We start from the raw sequence: 16442 nt of genomic DNA, 5'->3' as shown, positions 1-16442 counted from the left end.
CTACGGGGAAAGGGCGGTGGTCGGCGCAGCACCGCCCCGCCATCCTGTCATCCGGCCACGGGAAACCGGACGGCGGCCGCGTGCGTGACCTGCGCCTACGAGCCGGTCACGCGGGCGAGGAGGAGTGCGACGTCGTCCGAGGCGTCGGGCCGGCGAAGAGCGTGCAGCAGCCGGTCGCAGGTCTGGCCCAGCGTCGCGTCGGGGGTCTGGAGCAGACCGAGCAGCATGTCCAGCCGTACGTCGATGTCCTGGTCGCGCGTCTCGACGAGGCCGTCCGTGTACAGGACGAGTACGTCACCGGGGTCGATGCCGACGGTGACGCTGCGCAGTGCGACGCCGCCGACGCCGAGCGGGGTGCCGGTGGGCAGGTCGAGCAGCCGTGGCGCGCATCCGCTGCGCACCAGGACCGGGGGCAGGTGGCCCGCGTTGGCGATGCAGCACTGCGCGCGGTGCGGGTCGTACACGGCGTACATGCAGGTGGCGATGTACGGGTCGAGTCCGGCGGTGATCTCGTCGAGGTGGCGCAGCACGACGGCCGGGTCCAGGGCGAGCCGGGCGAGGGTCTGGGTGGCGGTGCGCAGCCGGCCCATGGCGGTGGCGGCGTTGATCCCGCTGCCCATGACGTCGCCGACGACGAGGGCGGTGCGCTCCCTGTCGAGGGGGATGATGTCGAACCAGTCGCCGCCGACCTCGCTGTTCGCCCTCGCGGGCTGGTAGCGGGAGGCCACTTCGAGGCCGACGAGATGCTCGGGCGTCTCGGGCAGCATGCTGCGCTGGAGTGTGAGGGCGGTCTCCCGCTGCTGGCGGTACCACCGTGCGTTGTCGATGCAGACGGCGGCGCGCGCGGCGAACTCGGTCGCCAGCAGGACGTCGTCCTCGGTGAACGGGTCGGGATTGCGCGCCCGCTTGAGGTCGAGCGCCCCGAGCACCTCGCCGCGAGCGATCAGCGGCACGGCCATGTAGGAGTGCACACCGGCCTCGGCGAGGATGCCCGCCGCCCTGCTGTCGCGGGCGACGTCGCGCAGGTCCTGTTCGCCGAGTCTCGGGATCGTGACGGGACGTGCGGTGTTGACGCACTGGGTGACCAGGCGTCCGGCGTCGTATCGGGCGAGTTCGCCGGGGCGGTCGGCGGCCTCGACGGCGACGGTGGGGTACGCGGCGGCCACCGCGAGGGCGCGGATCAGCATCGGGCCGTCGTCAGCCCTGTTCGGGCGGCCGTCGGGGCCCGCGAGGACGCTGTCGAGGACGTCGACGGCGGCCACGTCCGCGAGCTCCGGCACCGCCACGTCGGCGAGCTCGCGGGCCGTCTGTTCCAGGTCGAGGGTCGTGCCGATCCGTACGGATGCGTCGGCGACGAGGGCCAGGCGCCGGCGGGCGCGTTCCGCCTCCGTGGCCGCGCGGTGCCGGTCGGTGACGTCCACGACGGAGACGGCGAGCCCCAGGACGCGCCCGCCGGGGTCCTCCAGCCGGTACATGGACACCGACCAGGCGCGCTCACCGACCGGATCGGCCAGGACCCGGCCGACCACGTGCCGGTCGAGCACCGGGGCGCCGGAGGCGAGGACCTCGTGCATCGAGGCCTCCAGGCTGTCGGCGTCGCCGAACGGCAGGGTCTCCCTGATGCTGCGGCCCACCAGGTCGTCGGCCGGCAGCCCCCCGATCCGCTCCAGGGCGGGGTTGACCGCCACGTACCGCAGGTCGCTGCCGAGGACCGCGAGCCCGATCGGCGACTGGTCCACCAGGCGCACGGACAGCGCGAGGTCGCGCTCCACGCGGCGCAGCGTCGCCTGGTCGGTGGCGAGCCCCAGCGCGTAGTAGCCGCCGAGGTCGTCCTGCAAGCGCATGTTGCGCCATTCCAGCAGCCGGGTGGAGCCGTCCTTGTGCCGGACGCGGAAGACGCCTTCCCAGCCCTGCCCGCTCTCCATGACCTGCTGGAACAGGCTCAGCACCAGGTCGAAGTGCTCGTCGGCGACCAGCAGCTGGGCGGCGTACTGTCCGAGGGCCTCCTGCGCGGTGTAGCCGAGGAGCTGCTCGGCCTGCGGGCTCCACAGCACGATGCGGCCCTGCGAGTCGAGGACGACGGCGGCGACCGCGAGCACGTCCATGAGCCCGCCCGGCGGCGACAGCGCGACGTCCGCGCGACGGTCCCCTGCGAGGCCGGCACGGAACACGTCAGCGCTGCCCACAATCGCTCCTTCCCCTGTCACGATGCACAGGCACGCCCGTTCGCTCACGTCCTCACACCGGGATGACGGGATACCTCCCATATTCCCTCCGTACCAGCGCGGACCGCAGCCCTTCGGACCGATCTGTGACCTCGGATTGCGCCCGGGCCGCGCCCGGTCCGCGCCGGGCGCGTGCACGGCACACGGGGCCCTTCGGGCAGGACACAACAGTGAAATGAGGCCGGGGGAAGGCGAGTTCGGCGTCCCGGGCGGCGCAGGCCCCGGTCAGAGCACCGGACCGGGGCTGCGGTAGGCGGCGAGCGCCCAGATCACGAAGACGTCCAGCGCGATCATGATCACCGACCAGATCGGCGCGTACGGCAGGAAAAGGAACTGCGTGACCAGGCTGAGGGAGGCGAGCAGGATGCCGGCGAGCCGGGCCCACTCGGCGCCCTTGAGCACCCCGGCGCCGGTGCACGCGACGAGAACCCCGATGACGAGATGGATCCAGCCCCAGCCCGTGAGACTGACCCGGTACGCGTAGTCACCGACCCTGACGTACCAGGCGTCCTCGACGATCGCCGCGATGCCCTGGAGGACGGCCAGGACGCCGCCGCAGAGCATGAGCACGCCCGCGAAGGCGACTCCGCCGGTCACCCAGCCGGCGGCGGGGTCGGGTGCGGGCGGCGTGGCGCCGACCGGGGGCGTTTGCTGGCTCATGATCCGCTCCTCGCACGGTGCCGTACGCCGGACGCGCACGGGGTTTCGAGCGTCGGGCGGGGCTGCCTCGTGTGCCATGCGGAGGCATCCGTACGGGTGACGGCGTGCAGGCCACCGCGTCGCCTGGTTCAGGTGAGCCCCCGGTGACGGCGCAGGAGGTCGCGGGCTCCTGCGCCGTCACGGGTCATCTCCAGTCGACGGGCTGCGCGGCCCGCTCATCGCTGCGCGGCAGGCGGCGCAGAGCGAGACCCAGGGCGATCACCGTGTACGCACACAGCACGGCGATCCCGGCCCACCACGGCAGCGGGAAGTATCCGGCGGAGGGCGCGTAGTGCGCGATGACCTGCGGATATTCCGTGAGGGTCTGCTGGGCGGCGAAGCCGGCGGCCGGAGTCACCCGCAGCAGCCACTGGGACAGGCCGTCGGGCAGCAGCGGGACGGCGGCCACGGCGTACGGGACCACGACGGCCGAGACGGCGACGAGGATCGCGAGCCAGGCACGGCGCAGCGTGGCGCCCAGGGCGAGTGCGAGCACGGCCGCGAGGGCGAGCACTGCGGCAGTACCGACGACGACCCGTACTCCTGTGGACGTGGACACCGCGATGACGGGCATCCCGTTCGCTCTCAGGATCGCCAGGCCGACCGGGATCACGGTGCCCACGGCGAGGAGACCGGTCAGGAACGTGACGGCTCCGACGACGGTCGCCTTCGCCGCGAGCACCTGGCGGGTGACCGGTGCGCCGCCGGTGGGTTCGCGGTGGTGCCCGGCGCCGGCAAAACGCACCGCGACCACCAGCACGATGAGCAGTGCGACGGTCAGGCCGGTGAGGGTACGCTCCACGGGGAGACCGCCCTCGGTCCCTGTCGGACCGATGTCGCCGATGCCGGTGACGGTGATCGTGCCGTTCGTCCCGACCACCGCCTCCGACGCCTTGTGGTACTTCTCCCAGTCGGAGCGGTTCATCTCGCCGACAGCCTCGCTGCTCCAGCCCTGGGCGGGATCCGTGCCCTTCAGGCTCACGTGGTCGAAGACGCCGCCGGCCTGCGTGAAGCGTGTTTGCTCGGTGGCGCCGCCGAGGCCGGTTCGCCGCAGCGTCATGTCGCCCGGGGAGGTGGCGAACAGGCCGACCTGTACGGTCGGGGGCAGCCCGGACAGTTTCGCCGTGCCGACCTTCGCCCACTGCTTGCCATCGTCGGACTCGTAGCCGGTGATGGTGTCGCCCGACCGCGTCAGCCGCAGCCACCGCGGTGACTGCGCCGAGACCCCACCGGTGCGGCCGGCGACGTCATGGCGGTAGTCGTGCTGCATCCGCACGCCGTGGCTGCCGGTGAGCATCAGCGCCGCGTAGGAGGATCCCCGACGGACACCGTCCTTGATGATGATCCCGGCCTTCGCCCAGGGCACCAGCCCGGAGACGATCTGGTCATGGCCCGGCGGCGGGTAGGTGACGGTGCCGGTCATGGACGTCATCCGGACGGTGATGCTGCCGTTCTCGCCCAGATCCCGGTGCAGGAAGAAGAACTGGTCGCTGACCGGGGAGCCGTCCGGTCCTCTCGGGTCGGTCGCGCACGAGCCGTCGCAGGACGCATGGTTGCCGGCCGCGTAGAGCAGACCGAGGGCGAGGACGACCAGAGCCGCGGCCGCCATCGCGATCAGCCGGCCAGGACGCCGGAACGTGGTCCACTCCTGACGGAGCAGTTTCTTGGTCGAGGGCATGGTCCGGTTCTACGGATCGGGCCCTCACGCCGTCCGAACGGCTGTTGTCATGTCGTTGTTAGGTGCGGCGGGGCATCCTGGGTTCGATCAGCACCGACAGGGGGAGCAACCATGGGCACGCTGCGGCATGGGACGGTCGGGCGGCGGTTCACGCTCTTGTACGCCGTGGTGTTCCTCCTGTCCGGAATGGGACTCCTCGCGCTGACCTACCTGCTGTCCGGCAGCCAGGCGACCCGCGTCGCTCCCGGTCAGCCCCCGCCCGGCCGGTCCGGCCTCGCCGCTGCCGAGCAGCACATCCGCGACCTGGAGGGGCAGCTCTCGGCCGTGCATGCGCAGCAGTCCCGCCAGCTGCTGGTCGGCTCTCTGATCGCACTGGTGGTGATGGCGGCCGTCTCGTTGCTGCTCGGTCGGGCCCTCGCGGGCCGGGTCCTGCGCCCGCTGCGGCTGATCACCGCGGCGACCCGGCGGATCTCCGCGGAGAACCTGCACCGAAGGCTTGCGGTGACCGGCCCTGCCGACGAGGTCAAGGAGCTCGCCGACACGATCGACGGTCTTCTGGAACGCCTCGAAGCCTCATTCGCCGCGCAGCGCCGGTTCGTCGGCAACGCCTCACACGAGCTGCGCACTCCACTGGCGACGATGCGGGCGTCGCTGGACGTGGCCGTCGCCAAGCCGGAGCCCGCGGCACCGACCGTGGCGCTCGCCCATCGCCTGCGGACCGAACTCGACCGGGTGGACTGCCTGTTGGACGGCTTCCTCGTCCTTGCCCGCGCCCAGCACAGCGCCCTCGCCGACCGGACTGTTGTGTCGCTCGGCGAACTCGCCGGGGAAACACTGGCCGCCCGGGCCACCGACATTGCAGCGAAGGGTCTCACCGTTCACCACGAGGTGGGGCCGGAATCGTTCACGCGGGGCAGTCCGGCCCTGCTGTCGCGGCTGGTGGAAAACGTGATCGACAACGCGATCGTGCACAACGACGAGGGCGGCTGGATCCGGATCGCCATCCGTCACGACGACACCGCGGCACATCTCGTCGTCGAGACCGGCGGGCGCGTCCTCGACCAGGACGAAGTGGACCGGCTGGGGCAGCCGTTCGAGCGGCTGGGCGCCGACCGGACCGGGTCGGAGGAGAGTTCCGGCCTGGGGTTGTCGATCGTCTCGGCGATCGCCGCCGCACACGGCGGCAGCCTCGCCCTCCGAGCCCGGCCGGAGGGCGGCCTGCGGGTCACGGCCGCGTTGCCGCCGGCGGCCGATGCGGAACGCGGCCGGTTCGAAGATGTCGACCAGGTCGAAGGGACGACACCGTGAGGGTGCTGGTCGTCGAGGACGCGCGGTCGCTCGCCGAGGTCGTCGCCGAGGGGCTGCGCGACCAGGGGATGGCCGTCGACCTCGCGCACGACGGGCTGGCCGCCGCCGCCAGGCTCGACGTCCATGCGTACGACGTGGTGGTCCTCGACCGCGACCTGCCCGGCATCCACGGCGACACCCTCTGCCAGATGATCACCGAGCGGGACGACCGCGCGATGGTGCTGATGCTGACCGCGGCCGGGTCGCCCGGCGACCGGGTCAGCGGTCTCACCCTCGGCGCCGACGACTACCTCGCCAAGCCCTTCCACTTCCCGGAGCTGATCCTGCGCATCCGTTCCCTGGCCCGCCGCAGGCCCGCGGCCCGGGCGCGCACACTGCGCGCCGCCGGCCTCGAACTCGACCCGGTACGCCGGACCGCCTTCCGCGACGGCTGTCCGATGGGGCTGTCCGTCAAGGAGTTCGCCGTCCTGGAGGCGCTGCTGCGGGCCAGTCCGGGCTTCCTGAGCGCCGAGGAACTCCTGGAACAGGTGTGGGACGAGAACGCCGACCCGTTCACCAACACGGTGACCGTCACCATCGGCCGGTTGCGCCGCAAGCTGGGAAGCCCGCCGGTCATCACGACGACGCCCGGGGTGGGCTACCGCATCGACACGTCCCCGACCGGCTGAGCGGGCTCACGGATCCGGCCCGTGGCGTCGGCCCGGGCACCGCCGTGGGTACCGTACGGGTCGGCTGCGTCCGACACCGAAGACAAGGAACCGATCATGCCGAGCTCCTCCCTGACCGCCTCCGAGGCCCGCCCCCGGCTGCACGAGCTGACCGTCATCGACGTGCGGACACCGGGCGAGTACGCCTCCGGCCATCTGCCCGGCGCCCACAACATTCCGCTCGACCGTCTGGACCGCGCGCTGCCTGCCCTGCGGACCGTTGCCGACCGCGGCGATCTGCTCCTCGTCTGCGCCTCGGGCACCCGCTCGGCCCAGGCGTGCGAGACCCTCGCCGGCCACGGCATCAGCGCGGCGACGCTGACCGGCGGTACCAGCGGCTGGGCCGAGCTCGGTCACGACCTGCACCGTCCGGAAGGGGCGCGGACGGCATGGGCCATGGAGCGGCAGGTCCGGCTGGCGGCCGGCTCGCTGGTCCTGGCAGGTCTCGCCCTCGGCCGCATGCGGCCCGCCGCCCGGCTGCTGTCCGCGGGCATCGCGGGCGGGCTGGTCTTCTCCGCCCTCACCGACACCTGCGGCATGGCCCACGTCCTGGCCAAGCTGCCCCACAACCGCCCCAAGGACACGGACCTCGACGCGACGATCGCCTCGCTGACCGAGTAGGGCCGCGCGCCGTCACCCGGTCCCCGCCCGGTGTGGCGGCGCGACAGGTGCGATTCTGCCTCGGTGAAAATCGACCAGTTGAGGTGAGCGCACCCCACGCGCAGGCACCGGCGTCCCGCATAGCGTCGGCACGGCGCGGCGCACGGCCGCTCCTCCCGTCACCGCGGACCGAGGTGTTGCCCTCATGCCCCTGCAGTCCTGGTTCTCCGACGCGAAGCTCGGAATCTTCGTCCACTACGGCATCTACGCCGTCGACGGCGTGCCCGAGTCCTGGTCGTTCTACACCGGGCAGGTGTCCCACGAGCAGTACATGAAGCAGCTCGAAGGTTTCACCGCCGCGCGCTACGACCCGAGGGAATCGGCCGCGCTGTTCGCGCGGGCCGGCGCGAGGTACGCCGTCATGACAGCCCGTCACCACGACGGCGTGGCCCTGTGGGACACCGCGCTCGGCGATCTGGACGTCGTACGGCACACGCCCGCCGCCCGCGACCTGGTCGGCCCCTACGCCGACGCGCTGCGCGAGCAGGGGCTCAAGGTGGGCCTGTACTACTCGCACTCGGACTGGAACCACCCCGACTACGCGAGCGTGCTGCACCCCCGCCCCACCCACGACGACGTGAACACCAGCCGCTGGGTCGCGCCCGCGGACGGGGTCGAGGACCCGGCGGCCTGGGCGCGCTACCTGGCCTACCGCGACGGCCAGGTCGGCGAGCTGGTCGACCGTTACCGCCCGGATCTGCTGTGGTTCGACGGCGAGTGGGAGCGGGCCGAGGAGCAGTGGGGCCTGGACGCGCTCGCCGCGCGCATCCTGGCCGGGAATCCCGACACGGTGCTCAACGCGCGCATGCTCGGCCACGGGGACTACGCCACGCCCGAACAGGGTGTTCCGCTCCAGGCCCCGGAGGGCCCCTGGGAGCTGTGCCTCACTGTCAACGACTCGTGGGGGTTCCAGCACGGCGACACCAACCACAAGTCGGTGCGCCAGTTGGTGCGCTACTTCGCGGAGACGATCGGCATGGGCGGAAACCTGCTGCTCGACGTGGGCCCGAGGGAGGACGGGACCATCACGGACGAGCAGGCGGCCCGCCTGGAGGGCCTCGGCGGGTGGATCGCCGCGCACCGCGAGGCCGTGTACGGGACGGTCGCGGGGCTGCCCGCCGGGCACCACTACGGGCCGAGCACCCTGTCGCCCGACCGCCGCACGCTCTACCTGGTCTGCTTCGATCCGCCGCGCGACAGCGTCGGCGTGCGCGGGCTGCGCAATCGCGTACGGCGGGTCTCGGTGCTCGGCACGGGCGCGCCGCTCACGCATCGCGTGGTGGGCGGCCTGGCCGAGGTACCGGGCGTGACCTGGATCGACGCTCCGGCGGCCCGGGACGTGGACGCGTACGCGACCGTGCTGGCCGTCGAACTCGACGGTGAACTCGACCTGTACCGGGGCACGGGCCGCGACTGAGGCGGGGCGGGCCGCGGGTGCCGCGCCGCCGGTGGGGCCGCGGGGGCCGACGGGCGCACGGGCCGCGACGGAAGCGGTGCGGGCCGCGGGGCCGACGGGGCGCGACTGGAGCCGGCCGCTCCCCCGGAGCTCTGCTTGGCCCTGAAGCGGCCGGGCCTGACGCCGGCCCCTCGCCGGCCCGTCGTCAGGCGCGCCGGCGGCTGCGGGCGCGTACGGCGCGCGGCGAGGCGCCGAGTTCGCGCCGGCACGCCTTGTTGAACGCCTGGAGATCGGCGACACCGACCGCCGCCGCGATCGCCGGGATGGTCAGGGTGGACTCCGTCAGCAGATGCCGGGCCCGCTCCATCCGGCGGCGTCTGATGTACGCCACGACGGTGTCCCCGGTCTCGGCACGGAAGAGCCGGGTGAGGTGGTTGTGCGAGATCCCCGCGGCTCCGGCGACGTCGGGGACGGTCAGCGGCCCCGCGAGATGCGACTCCACATGGGCGACGGCCGCGGCGACGGCCGGGTGCGGGCCGCCGCCCGGGCCCGGTGCCGAGGACAGTCCGGCCACCCGCCACAGCACCGCCCACACGTCGGCCGCCGCACGGCCCGCCTGTTCCGGCCCCGCGGAGACGGCGTGCCGCAGCAGGTCCGTGAGCACGGGCAGCAGCGCACCGCTGTCCTGCATCACCGGAACCCGGCATGCCTCACCCGTTCCCGGCAGCTCCAGGTGGACGTACAGGTGCTCCGACCGTCCCCGGTAGCGGTAGCGAACGAGCGCCCCCGGCGGCACGAGGCTGACGCGGCCCGGTCTGATCGTGAACTTCTCGCCGTCCACGACGAGTTCACCGTCGTACGCGTAGAGATGGAGCTGCCACAGGTCCGGCAGGCGGAAGACGTCGGTGAGGCCGGCCGTGCCGTGCACTCCGACACCGAGGCTCGCGATGCGCGGCGGCCGGTCCAGCCGGAGTGCGACCGTCCGGCCGGGTGCCGTGCCGGGGGTGTCCGTCATGGCGAAAATCTACCAGTGGCGGCAGGGGACGTCCCGGCGGTCAGCAGCCGGTCGGCCACACGGACGGGCGAACATGCGCCCATTTTTTGGACGTGCGTGCGACGCATACATCGCCATAGATATGACAATGAGTGATATTGATCAAAGAAATCTCACTCTCCGTCAACGTTTTGGCGACCTGTCGCCGTTCCTTCCCCCACAAGGAGCTCCATGTCACGCACGAGACTGTCGGCGGTGATCTCGGCATGCGCCGTGGTCGGCGCGCTCACGACCACAGTGCTGCCGGCCCATGCCCACGACTCGGGCCCGGCGTCCGAAACCCGCGGCGGAGTGCGCGCCGACGAGGCCGCCGTCCTCGGACAGGACCACGCCCGGGCGCACGCGCGCGTCCGCTCCGAGGCCCAGGCCATGGACGGCTACTCGCAACTGACCCGTATCCAGAGCCTGCAGAGCCTCGCCACGTCCCAGGCCGAGGCCAACTCCCGGTTCCACCCCAAGGTCTTCGGCCAGTTCGCCGACTACTTCCCCTCCCCCGACTTCGGCGCGCACGTCGCCCAGCTGCCCACCGGCAAGGTGCTGCTGTTCTCCTTCGAGCGCATCGAGTCGAACCCGACGCAGGAGCCGGCCCCCACCGACACCCTCGGCAAGGCCAACGCCGGCCGCGCCTACCTGTGGGATCCCGCCAAGGGAACCAGCGCGGCGGCGTTCAAGAAGGTGACACCGCCGAACGTCATCATGCCCGACGGCAAGAACGAGAGCCGCCCGGCACCGTTCTTCTGTGCGGGCCACGCGTTCCTGCCCAACGGCATGCTCGGCGTGTTTGGCGGCAACCTCGGCGGGAAGGGCGGCAGTGGCGCCAAGCTCTCGCTCGTGTTCGACCCGTGGACCGAGCGCTGGTCGCTGAACCAGGACATGTCGGTCGGCCGCTGGTACCCGTCCGTCGTCACCGCGCCGGACGGACGTCTGCTGATCATGTCGGGGCAGTCCGAGAAGGGGTGGGGCACCGCCACTCCGGTCGTCGAGCGCTTCCCCGCGAAGAGCCACCCCGTGCCGTGGTACAAGACGGACGTCCCCAGGAACGTCCCCGTGGACCGGCTCAGGGTGGACGCCCCGTTCAGCTCGACGAGCGACTACCCGCACCTGTTCACCCTGCGCGACGGCAAGGTCTACGGCCTCGGCCGTGACCCCAAGGAGCAGTGGGTCTTCGACCCCATTGCCGAGACGCGCAGCGACCTACCGAACCGGCCCGACAACTTCAGCCGCAACTACGGCTCCGCCGTGCCCCTGCCGGCCGGCTTCCGCGGTCCCGACTCCGTCCTCGTCCTCGGCGGCAGCCGGGACGACCCCAACACCTACCGGCTCGCCGACGGCAAGTGGGAGACCGAGAAGCCCCGGGCCTTCGGCCGCACGCAGGACGACACCGTGATCCTCCCGGACGGGAGCCTGCTCACCGTCAACGGCGCCTACGACATCCGCGACTACGGCAACGGGCCCTACAACCCCGAGGCCGACCTCAAGTACCGCCAGATCGAGACGCGCGACGCGCTCGGCGAGTGGAAGCTCGGACCGGTCCAGCGGCTCCCGCGCGGCTACCACTCCAACGCCGTCGTCCTGCCCGACGGCCGCATCATGCTCACCGGCGACGAGCTCCAGCAGCTCGCCAACGACGCCGACATCACCGACAGCATGAACGGCAGCATCGAGATCTACGAGCCCGCCTACCTCCACCAGGGCACCCGCCCGGTCCTCAACAGCGTCCCCAAGAGGCCGGTCGCCCACGGGGCCCGCTTCAAGGTCACCACCTCGACACCGGAACGCGTCGACCGCGCCGTGCTGCTCGCGCCCACGACCGCGACCCACGCCGTGAACTTCAGCCAGCGCCACCTGGACCTGCGCATCGTCTCCCGCGAGGGCGGCGAGCTGACCCTCCAGGCCCCGCCGACCGCCAACGACGCCCCGCCCGGCTACTACATGCTGTTCCTGCTCGACGAGAACGGCGTCCCGAGCACCGCGCAGTTCGTCGCCGTCAAGTCCCACAAGCCCTACTCGAAGGGGCGGTGACATCCGTCCGGCCGGGACGCCCCGCGTCCCGGCCGGACCGCCCGCCCCCGACGGCGCCGCCGCCACCCCGGCCGACCGCCGGATAGGCATCGGGGCGGTGGCGCCTGGTGGGTCCGGCCCCCAACTTGATAGGCAAGCCGCTGCTTGCCTATGGTGGCGTGGTGGCGGACGATGTTTTCAAGGCCCTGGCCGATCCCACCCGCAGAAAGATCCTCGACGAGCTGACGGAGCGGAACGGTCAGACCCTGTTCGAGATCTGCGCGCGGCTGACGACCAGGCACGGTCTGGGATCGTCCCGTCAGGCGATCAGCCAGCACCTCGCCGTGCTGGAATCGGCGGGTCTGATCCGGACACGGCGCCAGGGCCGCTACAAATTCCACGACCTCACCACCGAACCGCTTGAGCGCATCGTCGCCCGATGGCTCAAGCCCGATGCACCGGAGTCCGGAGAATGAAGATCCACCTGTCGAGCGTCTGCGTCGACGACCAGGACAAGGCCCTGCGCTTCTACACGGAGGTGCTGGGCTTCGTGAAGAAGACCGAGGTCCCGCTCGGCGAGCACCGGTGGCTGACCGTGGTCTCGCCCGACGACCCCGACGGCACCGAACTGGTGCTGGAGCCGGACAGCCACCCCGCCGTCAAGCCGTACAAGGACGCGCTGGCCAAGGACGGCATCCCGTTCACCTCCTTCGCCGTGGACGACGTCCACGCGGAGTACGCCCGCCTGCGCGGGCTCGGTGTGCAGTTCACCCAGGAGCCGGCGGACATGGGTCCGGTCATCACCGCGGTGCTGGACGACACCTGCGGCAACCTGATCCAGATCGCCCAGACCAAGTAAGAGGTTGCGCGGAGAGGCAAAGTGAAGGATCTCGGCTGCGGAACGGGCTGCATCCGCGCAACGTCCCATCGCGCCGCGACGGCCGCCAGTACTCCACGTACAGCCGTTCCGTCCGGCCAGGTCCACCCGGCGACGAGGCGCGCGGACGACGTCTGCGCGGCCTCCGCCGGCCGCAGGACGCGGTTGACCTGGACGTCGAGCCCGCCGCCGGCGCCGGTTCCCTGCACGGTGACGGTCAGGTCAGGGGTGTCGCTCTTGCTCTGATGCTGCGGTATCGCCTCACCGCGCAGGAGGGCGCGCAACTGCGCCCTCACCATGAACTCGATCCCAACCGCACCCTCCGGATCGTCCGAACGGAACCCACCGGCCTTGACCAGTTCCGGCGTGTCCGCGTCGCCCGCGTACCAACTCCGCTTCGGCAGCCGGCGGGTGAGCAGCTCCGGCTTGGTGGGTGTCACGGTGGTGCGGTGGACAGAGGCCATGCGAGTTCCCTCACGCGTAGGCCCGTGCCCGTCCCCCCGCACCGAGCAGCAGGTGACAGGTCGTCAACTTTGTTGACCTGAAAGCAAACTACGCCAGGAATGACGTGCCTTCGCCCTGCCCATCATGAACTTTGTGCACTGTGATGACGAAGTATGGACACCGTAAGCGAAAGCCTCCTAGGGTGTGCGGCGCGCTCGTGTTCGTCCGTCACCGTTTCGCGCTTCCCCGCAGGGGGCCCCGGGAGGATGCATGCATGCACGGCTGCACCACCGACTTCGCAGACGACTGACCGGCCTGGTCGTCGTCTCCTTCCTCGCCGGCTGCTTCACCTCGGCGCCGTCGTACGCGGCGGACTCCGCCGCGGGTGACCTGCCGCCGCAGGAGCCCGGCGTCACGCTGCGCGTCTTCGACGTGCAGCTGCCCATGAGCAGGATCTGCAGCCTCAAGCCCGGACAGACCCCGAACGTCGACAGGCTGATGCCCGTCATCGACTGGAGCGCGGCCGGCGACTTCGGTGTCGAGGACCACTTCGTCTCGCAGGTGACCGCCAACATCGCCATCCCGCAGGACGGTTCCTACGACTTCCGGCTGACCAGCGACGACGGCTCGCGCCTGCTGATCGACGACAAGCCGGTCATCGACCACGACGGCCTCCACGCGGCCGAGCCCAAGGACGGGACGGTTCATCTGACCGAGGGTCACCATGCCCTGCGGATCGACCACTTCGACCGGACCGGCGGTCAGCAGATCACGCTGGCCTGGCGGCCGCCCGGCTCCTCGGAGTTCTCCGTCGTCCCGGGCTCCGTCCTGAGCACCGACGCCGGTGTCGTACGGGTGACGGCGCCCGGCCGCAAGGAGTGCGAGAGCGGCACCGACTCCCCCGGCGACGGTCTGCCCCTGACCGGCATCCACCCCGGCTACCGGCTGACCGACCTGCGCCCCCGCGGATTCGAGCCGCAGGTCACGGGGATGGACTGGCTGCCGGACGGCCGCCTGGCCGTGACCACCTGGGGCGGCACGGACAACACGAAGGGCGAGGTGTACCTCCTCGGCAACGTCACCGGCACCACCGGCCCGGACGAGGTGACGGTCAAGAAGGTGGCGGGCGGCCTCAAGGAGCCGATGGGGATCAAGGCCGTCGACGGCAAGCTGTACGTTTCGCAGAAGCACGAGCTGACCGAGCTCACCGACACCGACGGGGACGATGTCGTCGATGCGACGAGGACAGTCGCGACCTGGCCCTTCGGCGGCAACTTCCACGAGTTCGCCTTCGGCCTGCTGTACCGGGACGGATTCTTCTACCTCAATCTGTCGGTGGCCATCAACTACGGCGGCGCCACGACCGATCCGCAGCCCGCGGCCAACCGCGGCACCACCGTCAAGGTCAACCGGAAGACCGGAAGGATCGCGTACGTCGCGGGCGGCCTGCGCACCCCCAACGGCATCGGATGGGGGCCCGGCGGCGACATCTTCGTCACCGACAACCAGGGCGGCTGGCTACCCGCGTCCAAACTGGTGCGCATCAAGCAGGACCGCTTCTTCAACCACTTCACCAACCCGGACGGCCCGTTCGACACGAACCCGGTGACCAAACCGGTCCTCTGGCTGCCCCAGAACGAGATCGCCAACTCCCCCAGCACACCGCTCCATCTCACCGAGGGACCGTTCGCCGGCCAGATGCTGTTCGGCGACGTCACCTACGGCGGACTCCAGCGCGCCTACCTGGAACAGGTCAAGGGCCAGGACCAGGGCGCCGTCTTCCGGCACACCCAGGGACTCGAAGCCGGCGTCAACCGGATCAGCCGCGGCCCGGACGGCGCGATCTACGCGGGCGGCCTCGGCGCGGGCGGCAACTGGGGCCAGGAGGGCAAGCTCGCCCACGGCCTGCAGAAACTGACGCCGAACGGCGGCAACGCCTTCGACATCCTCGCGATGCGTGCGAAGCCCGGCGGCTTCGAGCTGGAGTACACGCAGCCGCTGTCCCAGGCCACGGCCGACGCGCTGACAGCCCGCTACCAGGTCGAGCAGTGGCGGTACGTCCCGACGCCCTCGTACGGCGGCCCCAAGATCGACGAGGAGCCCCTCGCCGTGCGGTCGGCCACCCTGTCCGACGACCGCAAGAAGGTCACCCTCGACATCGCCGGCCTCAAACCGGACCGGGTGGTCCACGTGCGCTCGCCGCGCCCCTTCAGCTCCGCGAGCGGCGAGCCGCTGTGGAGCACCGAAGCCTGGTACACACTGAATGCCATGCCAGGGAAGACGCCGCCGACCACCCTCTACGAGGCGGAGGAGGCACGCCTCGCGGGCGGTGCCGGCACCGCCACGAACCACGCCGGCTACTCCGGCAGCGGTTTCGTCGCCGGGTACGGGAGCAAGGGTGCGGCCACCGCGTTCGACGTCGAGGTGGACCAGGAGGGCACGTACGACGTCGGGCTGCGGTACGCCAACGGGCCGCATCCGTTCACCGGCACCAAGTCCGTGAGCGTGTACGTCAACGGCGAGAAGGTCACGCAGTCCAAGCTGCTCAGCACAGGCGCCTGGAACAGCTGGTCCACCCGGACCGAGCGGCTGCCCCTGCGCGCCGGGCACAACACGATCACCTACCGGCACGACGACGGCGACACCGGCCACGTCAACCTCGACCTCATCAGTGTCCATCCCCACGGCAGCCGCATCGTCCTGTTCGACGGAGAGGACCGCGGCCCCTGGCAGCACACCGACGGACGGGCCGCCCAGTGGCCTCTGACGGACGGGGCGATGGAGGTCTGCTGCGGAGACATCCGCACCAAGCAGGCGTTCGGTGACTTCAGGCTCCACGTCGAGTTCTGGCTGCCCGAGCTGCCGCCGGACGTGACCGGCCAGAACCGCGCCAACAGCGGCGTGTACCTCCAGGAGCGCTACGAGATCCAGATCCTGGACTCGTACGGCGACACCACACCCGCCGACGACGAGGCGGCCGCCATCTACCGGCAGAAGGCCCCGGACGCCAACGCGGCCAAGCCGGCCGGGACCTGGCAGACCTACGACATCACCTTCCGCGCGGCCCGCTTCGACGACAGGGGAGCGAAGACCGAGGACGCCCGCGTCACAGTGGTGTGGAACGGCACGACCGTCCACGACGACGTGGCGATCACGGGCGCGACCGGCGCCGGCGCACCCGAGGGACCGACGGCGGGCGCCATCCGCCTCCAGGACCACGGGAACAAGGTGCGGTACCGCAACATCTGGATCGAGCCCCTGGCGTAAGGGGGTCGCGGGGGGGGGGGGCGGGGGGGCGCGCCCCCCCCCCCCCCCCCGGCGGGCGGGGGGGGGGGCCCCCCCCACCCCCCCCCCCCCCCCCCCCCCCCCCCCCCCCCCCCCCCCCCCCCCCCC

General features: G+C 71.5%; 12 protein-coding genes and 1 pseudogene. 8 read left to right on the top strand and 5 right to left on the bottom strand.

Annotation, left to right across the window (positions count from 1 at the left end; genetic code table 11):
* Positions 1-95: 95 nt before the first annotated feature.
* The 3 genes from ACF08N_RS32105 to ACF08N_RS32095 form a co-directional block, all read right to left on the bottom strand.
* Positions 96-2186 (bottom strand): SpoIIE family protein phosphatase, encoded by a 2091-nt coding sequence (locus ACF08N_RS32105; protein ID WP_392328235.1) that lies wholly within the window; start codon positions 2184-2186, stop codon positions 96-98.
* A gap of 264 nt (positions 2187-2450) precedes the next feature.
* Entirely contained in the window at positions 2451-2885 is a 435-nt protein-coding gene (locus ACF08N_RS32100) for a hypothetical protein (protein WP_392328234.1), read from the bottom strand.
* Between the two features lie 184 nt (positions 2886-3069).
* Positions 3070-4602 (bottom strand): hypothetical protein, encoded by a 1533-nt coding sequence (locus ACF08N_RS32095; protein WP_392328233.1) that lies wholly within the window; start codon positions 4600-4602, stop codon positions 3070-3072.
* Between the two features lie 111 nt (positions 4603-4713).
* Between ACF08N_RS32095 and ACF08N_RS32090 the strand changes: the two genes are divergently transcribed.
* The 4 genes from ACF08N_RS32090 to ACF08N_RS32075 all read left to right on the top strand — a co-directional run bounded on the left by ACF08N_RS32090 (position 4714) and on the right by ACF08N_RS32075 (position 8694).
* Positions 4714-5910 carry a sensor histidine kinase gene (locus tag ACF08N_RS32090; RefSeq protein ID WP_392328232.1) on the top strand — a complete coding sequence of 399 codons (1197 nt, stop codon included), beginning with the start codon at positions 4714-4716 and terminating at the stop codon, positions 5908-5910.
* A complete protein-coding gene (locus tag ACF08N_RS32085) occupies positions 5907-6578 on the top strand; it encodes a response regulator transcription factor (RefSeq protein ID WP_392328231.1) in 672 nt (223 codons plus the stop codon). Before ACF08N_RS32090 ends, ACF08N_RS32085 begins: the two co-directional genes overlap by 4 nt.
* 96 nt (positions 6579-6674) lie before the next feature.
* On the top strand, positions 6675-7238 hold the full coding sequence (locus ACF08N_RS32080; protein WP_392328230.1) for a rhodanese-like domain-containing protein: 564 nt from the start codon (positions 6675-6677) through the stop codon (positions 7236-7238).
* Between the two features lie 184 nt (positions 7239-7422).
* A complete protein-coding gene (locus ACF08N_RS32075) occupies positions 7423-8694 on the top strand; it encodes an alpha-L-fucosidase (protein ID WP_392328229.1) in 1272 nt (423 codons plus the stop codon).
* 184 nt (positions 8695-8878) lie between these two features.
* On the opposite strand, the gene ACF08N_RS32070 is transcribed toward ACF08N_RS32075, so the two are convergent.
* Complete coding sequence (locus tag ACF08N_RS32070; protein ID WP_392328228.1) at positions 8879-9688, bottom strand: helix-turn-helix transcriptional regulator; 810 nt, start codon at positions 9686-9688, stop codon at positions 8879-8881.
* A 210-nt stretch (positions 9689-9898) separates the two neighbouring features.
* On the opposite strand from ACF08N_RS32070, the gene ACF08N_RS32065 reads away from it, so the two are divergent.
* The 3 genes from ACF08N_RS32065 to ACF08N_RS32055 all read left to right on the top strand — a co-directional run bounded on the left by ACF08N_RS32065 (position 9899) and on the right by ACF08N_RS32055 (position 12587).
* Complete coding sequence (locus ACF08N_RS32065; RefSeq protein WP_392328227.1) at positions 9899-11749, top strand: galactose oxidase-like domain-containing protein; 1851 nt, start codon at positions 9899-9901, stop codon at positions 11747-11749.
* A gap of 161 nt (positions 11750-11910) precedes the next feature.
* On the top strand, positions 11911-12204 hold the full coding sequence (locus ACF08N_RS32060; protein ID WP_392328289.1) for an ArsR/SmtB family transcription factor: 294 nt from the start codon (positions 11911-11913) through the stop codon (positions 12202-12204).
* Positions 12201-12587 carry a VOC family protein gene (locus ACF08N_RS32055; RefSeq protein ID WP_392328226.1) on the top strand — a complete coding sequence of 129 codons (387 nt, stop codon included), beginning with the start codon at positions 12201-12203 and terminating at the stop codon, positions 12585-12587. The genes ACF08N_RS32060 and ACF08N_RS32055 overlap by 4 nt, the downstream gene beginning before the upstream one ends.
* Before the next feature lie 68 nt (positions 12588-12655).
* Here the strand turns inward: ACF08N_RS32055 and ACF08N_RS32050 are convergent.
* Positions 12656-13069, bottom strand: a pseudogene (locus ACF08N_RS32050) (1,4-alpha-glucan branching protein); the annotation flags it as partial.
* 250 nt (positions 13070-13319) lie between these two features.
* Between ACF08N_RS32050 and ACF08N_RS32045 the strand changes: the two are divergent.
* Positions 13320-16316 (top strand): family 16 glycoside hydrolase, encoded by a 2997-nt coding sequence (locus tag ACF08N_RS32045; RefSeq protein WP_392328225.1) that lies wholly within the window; start codon positions 13320-13322, stop codon positions 16314-16316.
* Positions 16317-16442: the final 126 nt, after the last annotated feature.

Origin of the sequence: Streptomyces sp. NPDC015127, assembly GCF_043080095.1 — a bacterium.
GTDB lineage: Bacteria > Actinomycetota > Actinomycetes > Streptomycetales > Streptomycetaceae > Streptomyces.
Note: the sequence above shows the minus strand (reverse complement) of the source record. Positions and strands in the feature narration are given on the sequence as shown.

Coding starts and splice junctions, on each gene's coding strand:
- ACF08N_RS32100 (WP_392328234.1), bottom strand. CDS start 2,885: ATGAGCCAGCAAACGCCCCCGGTCGGCGCCACGCCGCCCGCACCCGAC.
- ACF08N_RS32095 (WP_392328233.1), bottom strand. CDS start 4,602: ATGCCCTCGACCAAGAAACTGCTCCGTCAGGAGTGGACCACGTTCCGG.
- ACF08N_RS32090 (WP_392328232.1), top strand. CDS start 4,714: ATGGGCACGCTGCGGCATGGGACGGTCGGGCGGCGGTTCACGCTCTTG.
- ACF08N_RS32080 (WP_392328230.1), top strand. CDS start 6,675: ATGCCGAGCTCCTCCCTGACCGCCTCCGAGGCCCGCCCCCGGCTGCAC.
- ACF08N_RS32075 (WP_392328229.1), top strand. CDS start 7,423: ATGCCCCTGCAGTCCTGGTTCTCCGACGCGAAGCTCGGAATCTTCGTC.
- ACF08N_RS32070 (WP_392328228.1), bottom strand. CDS start 9,688: ATGACGGACACCCCCGGCACGGCACCCGGCCGGACGGTCGCACTCCGG.
- ACF08N_RS32065 (WP_392328227.1), top strand. CDS start 9,899: ATGTCACGCACGAGACTGTCGGCGGTGATCTCGGCATGCGCCGTGGTC.
- ACF08N_RS32055 (WP_392328226.1), top strand. CDS start 12,201: ATGAAGATCCACCTGTCGAGCGTCTGCGTCGACGACCAGGACAAGGCC.
- ACF08N_RS32045 (WP_392328225.1), top strand. CDS start 13,320: ATGCATGCACGGCTGCACCACCGACTTCGCAGACGACTGACCGGCCTG.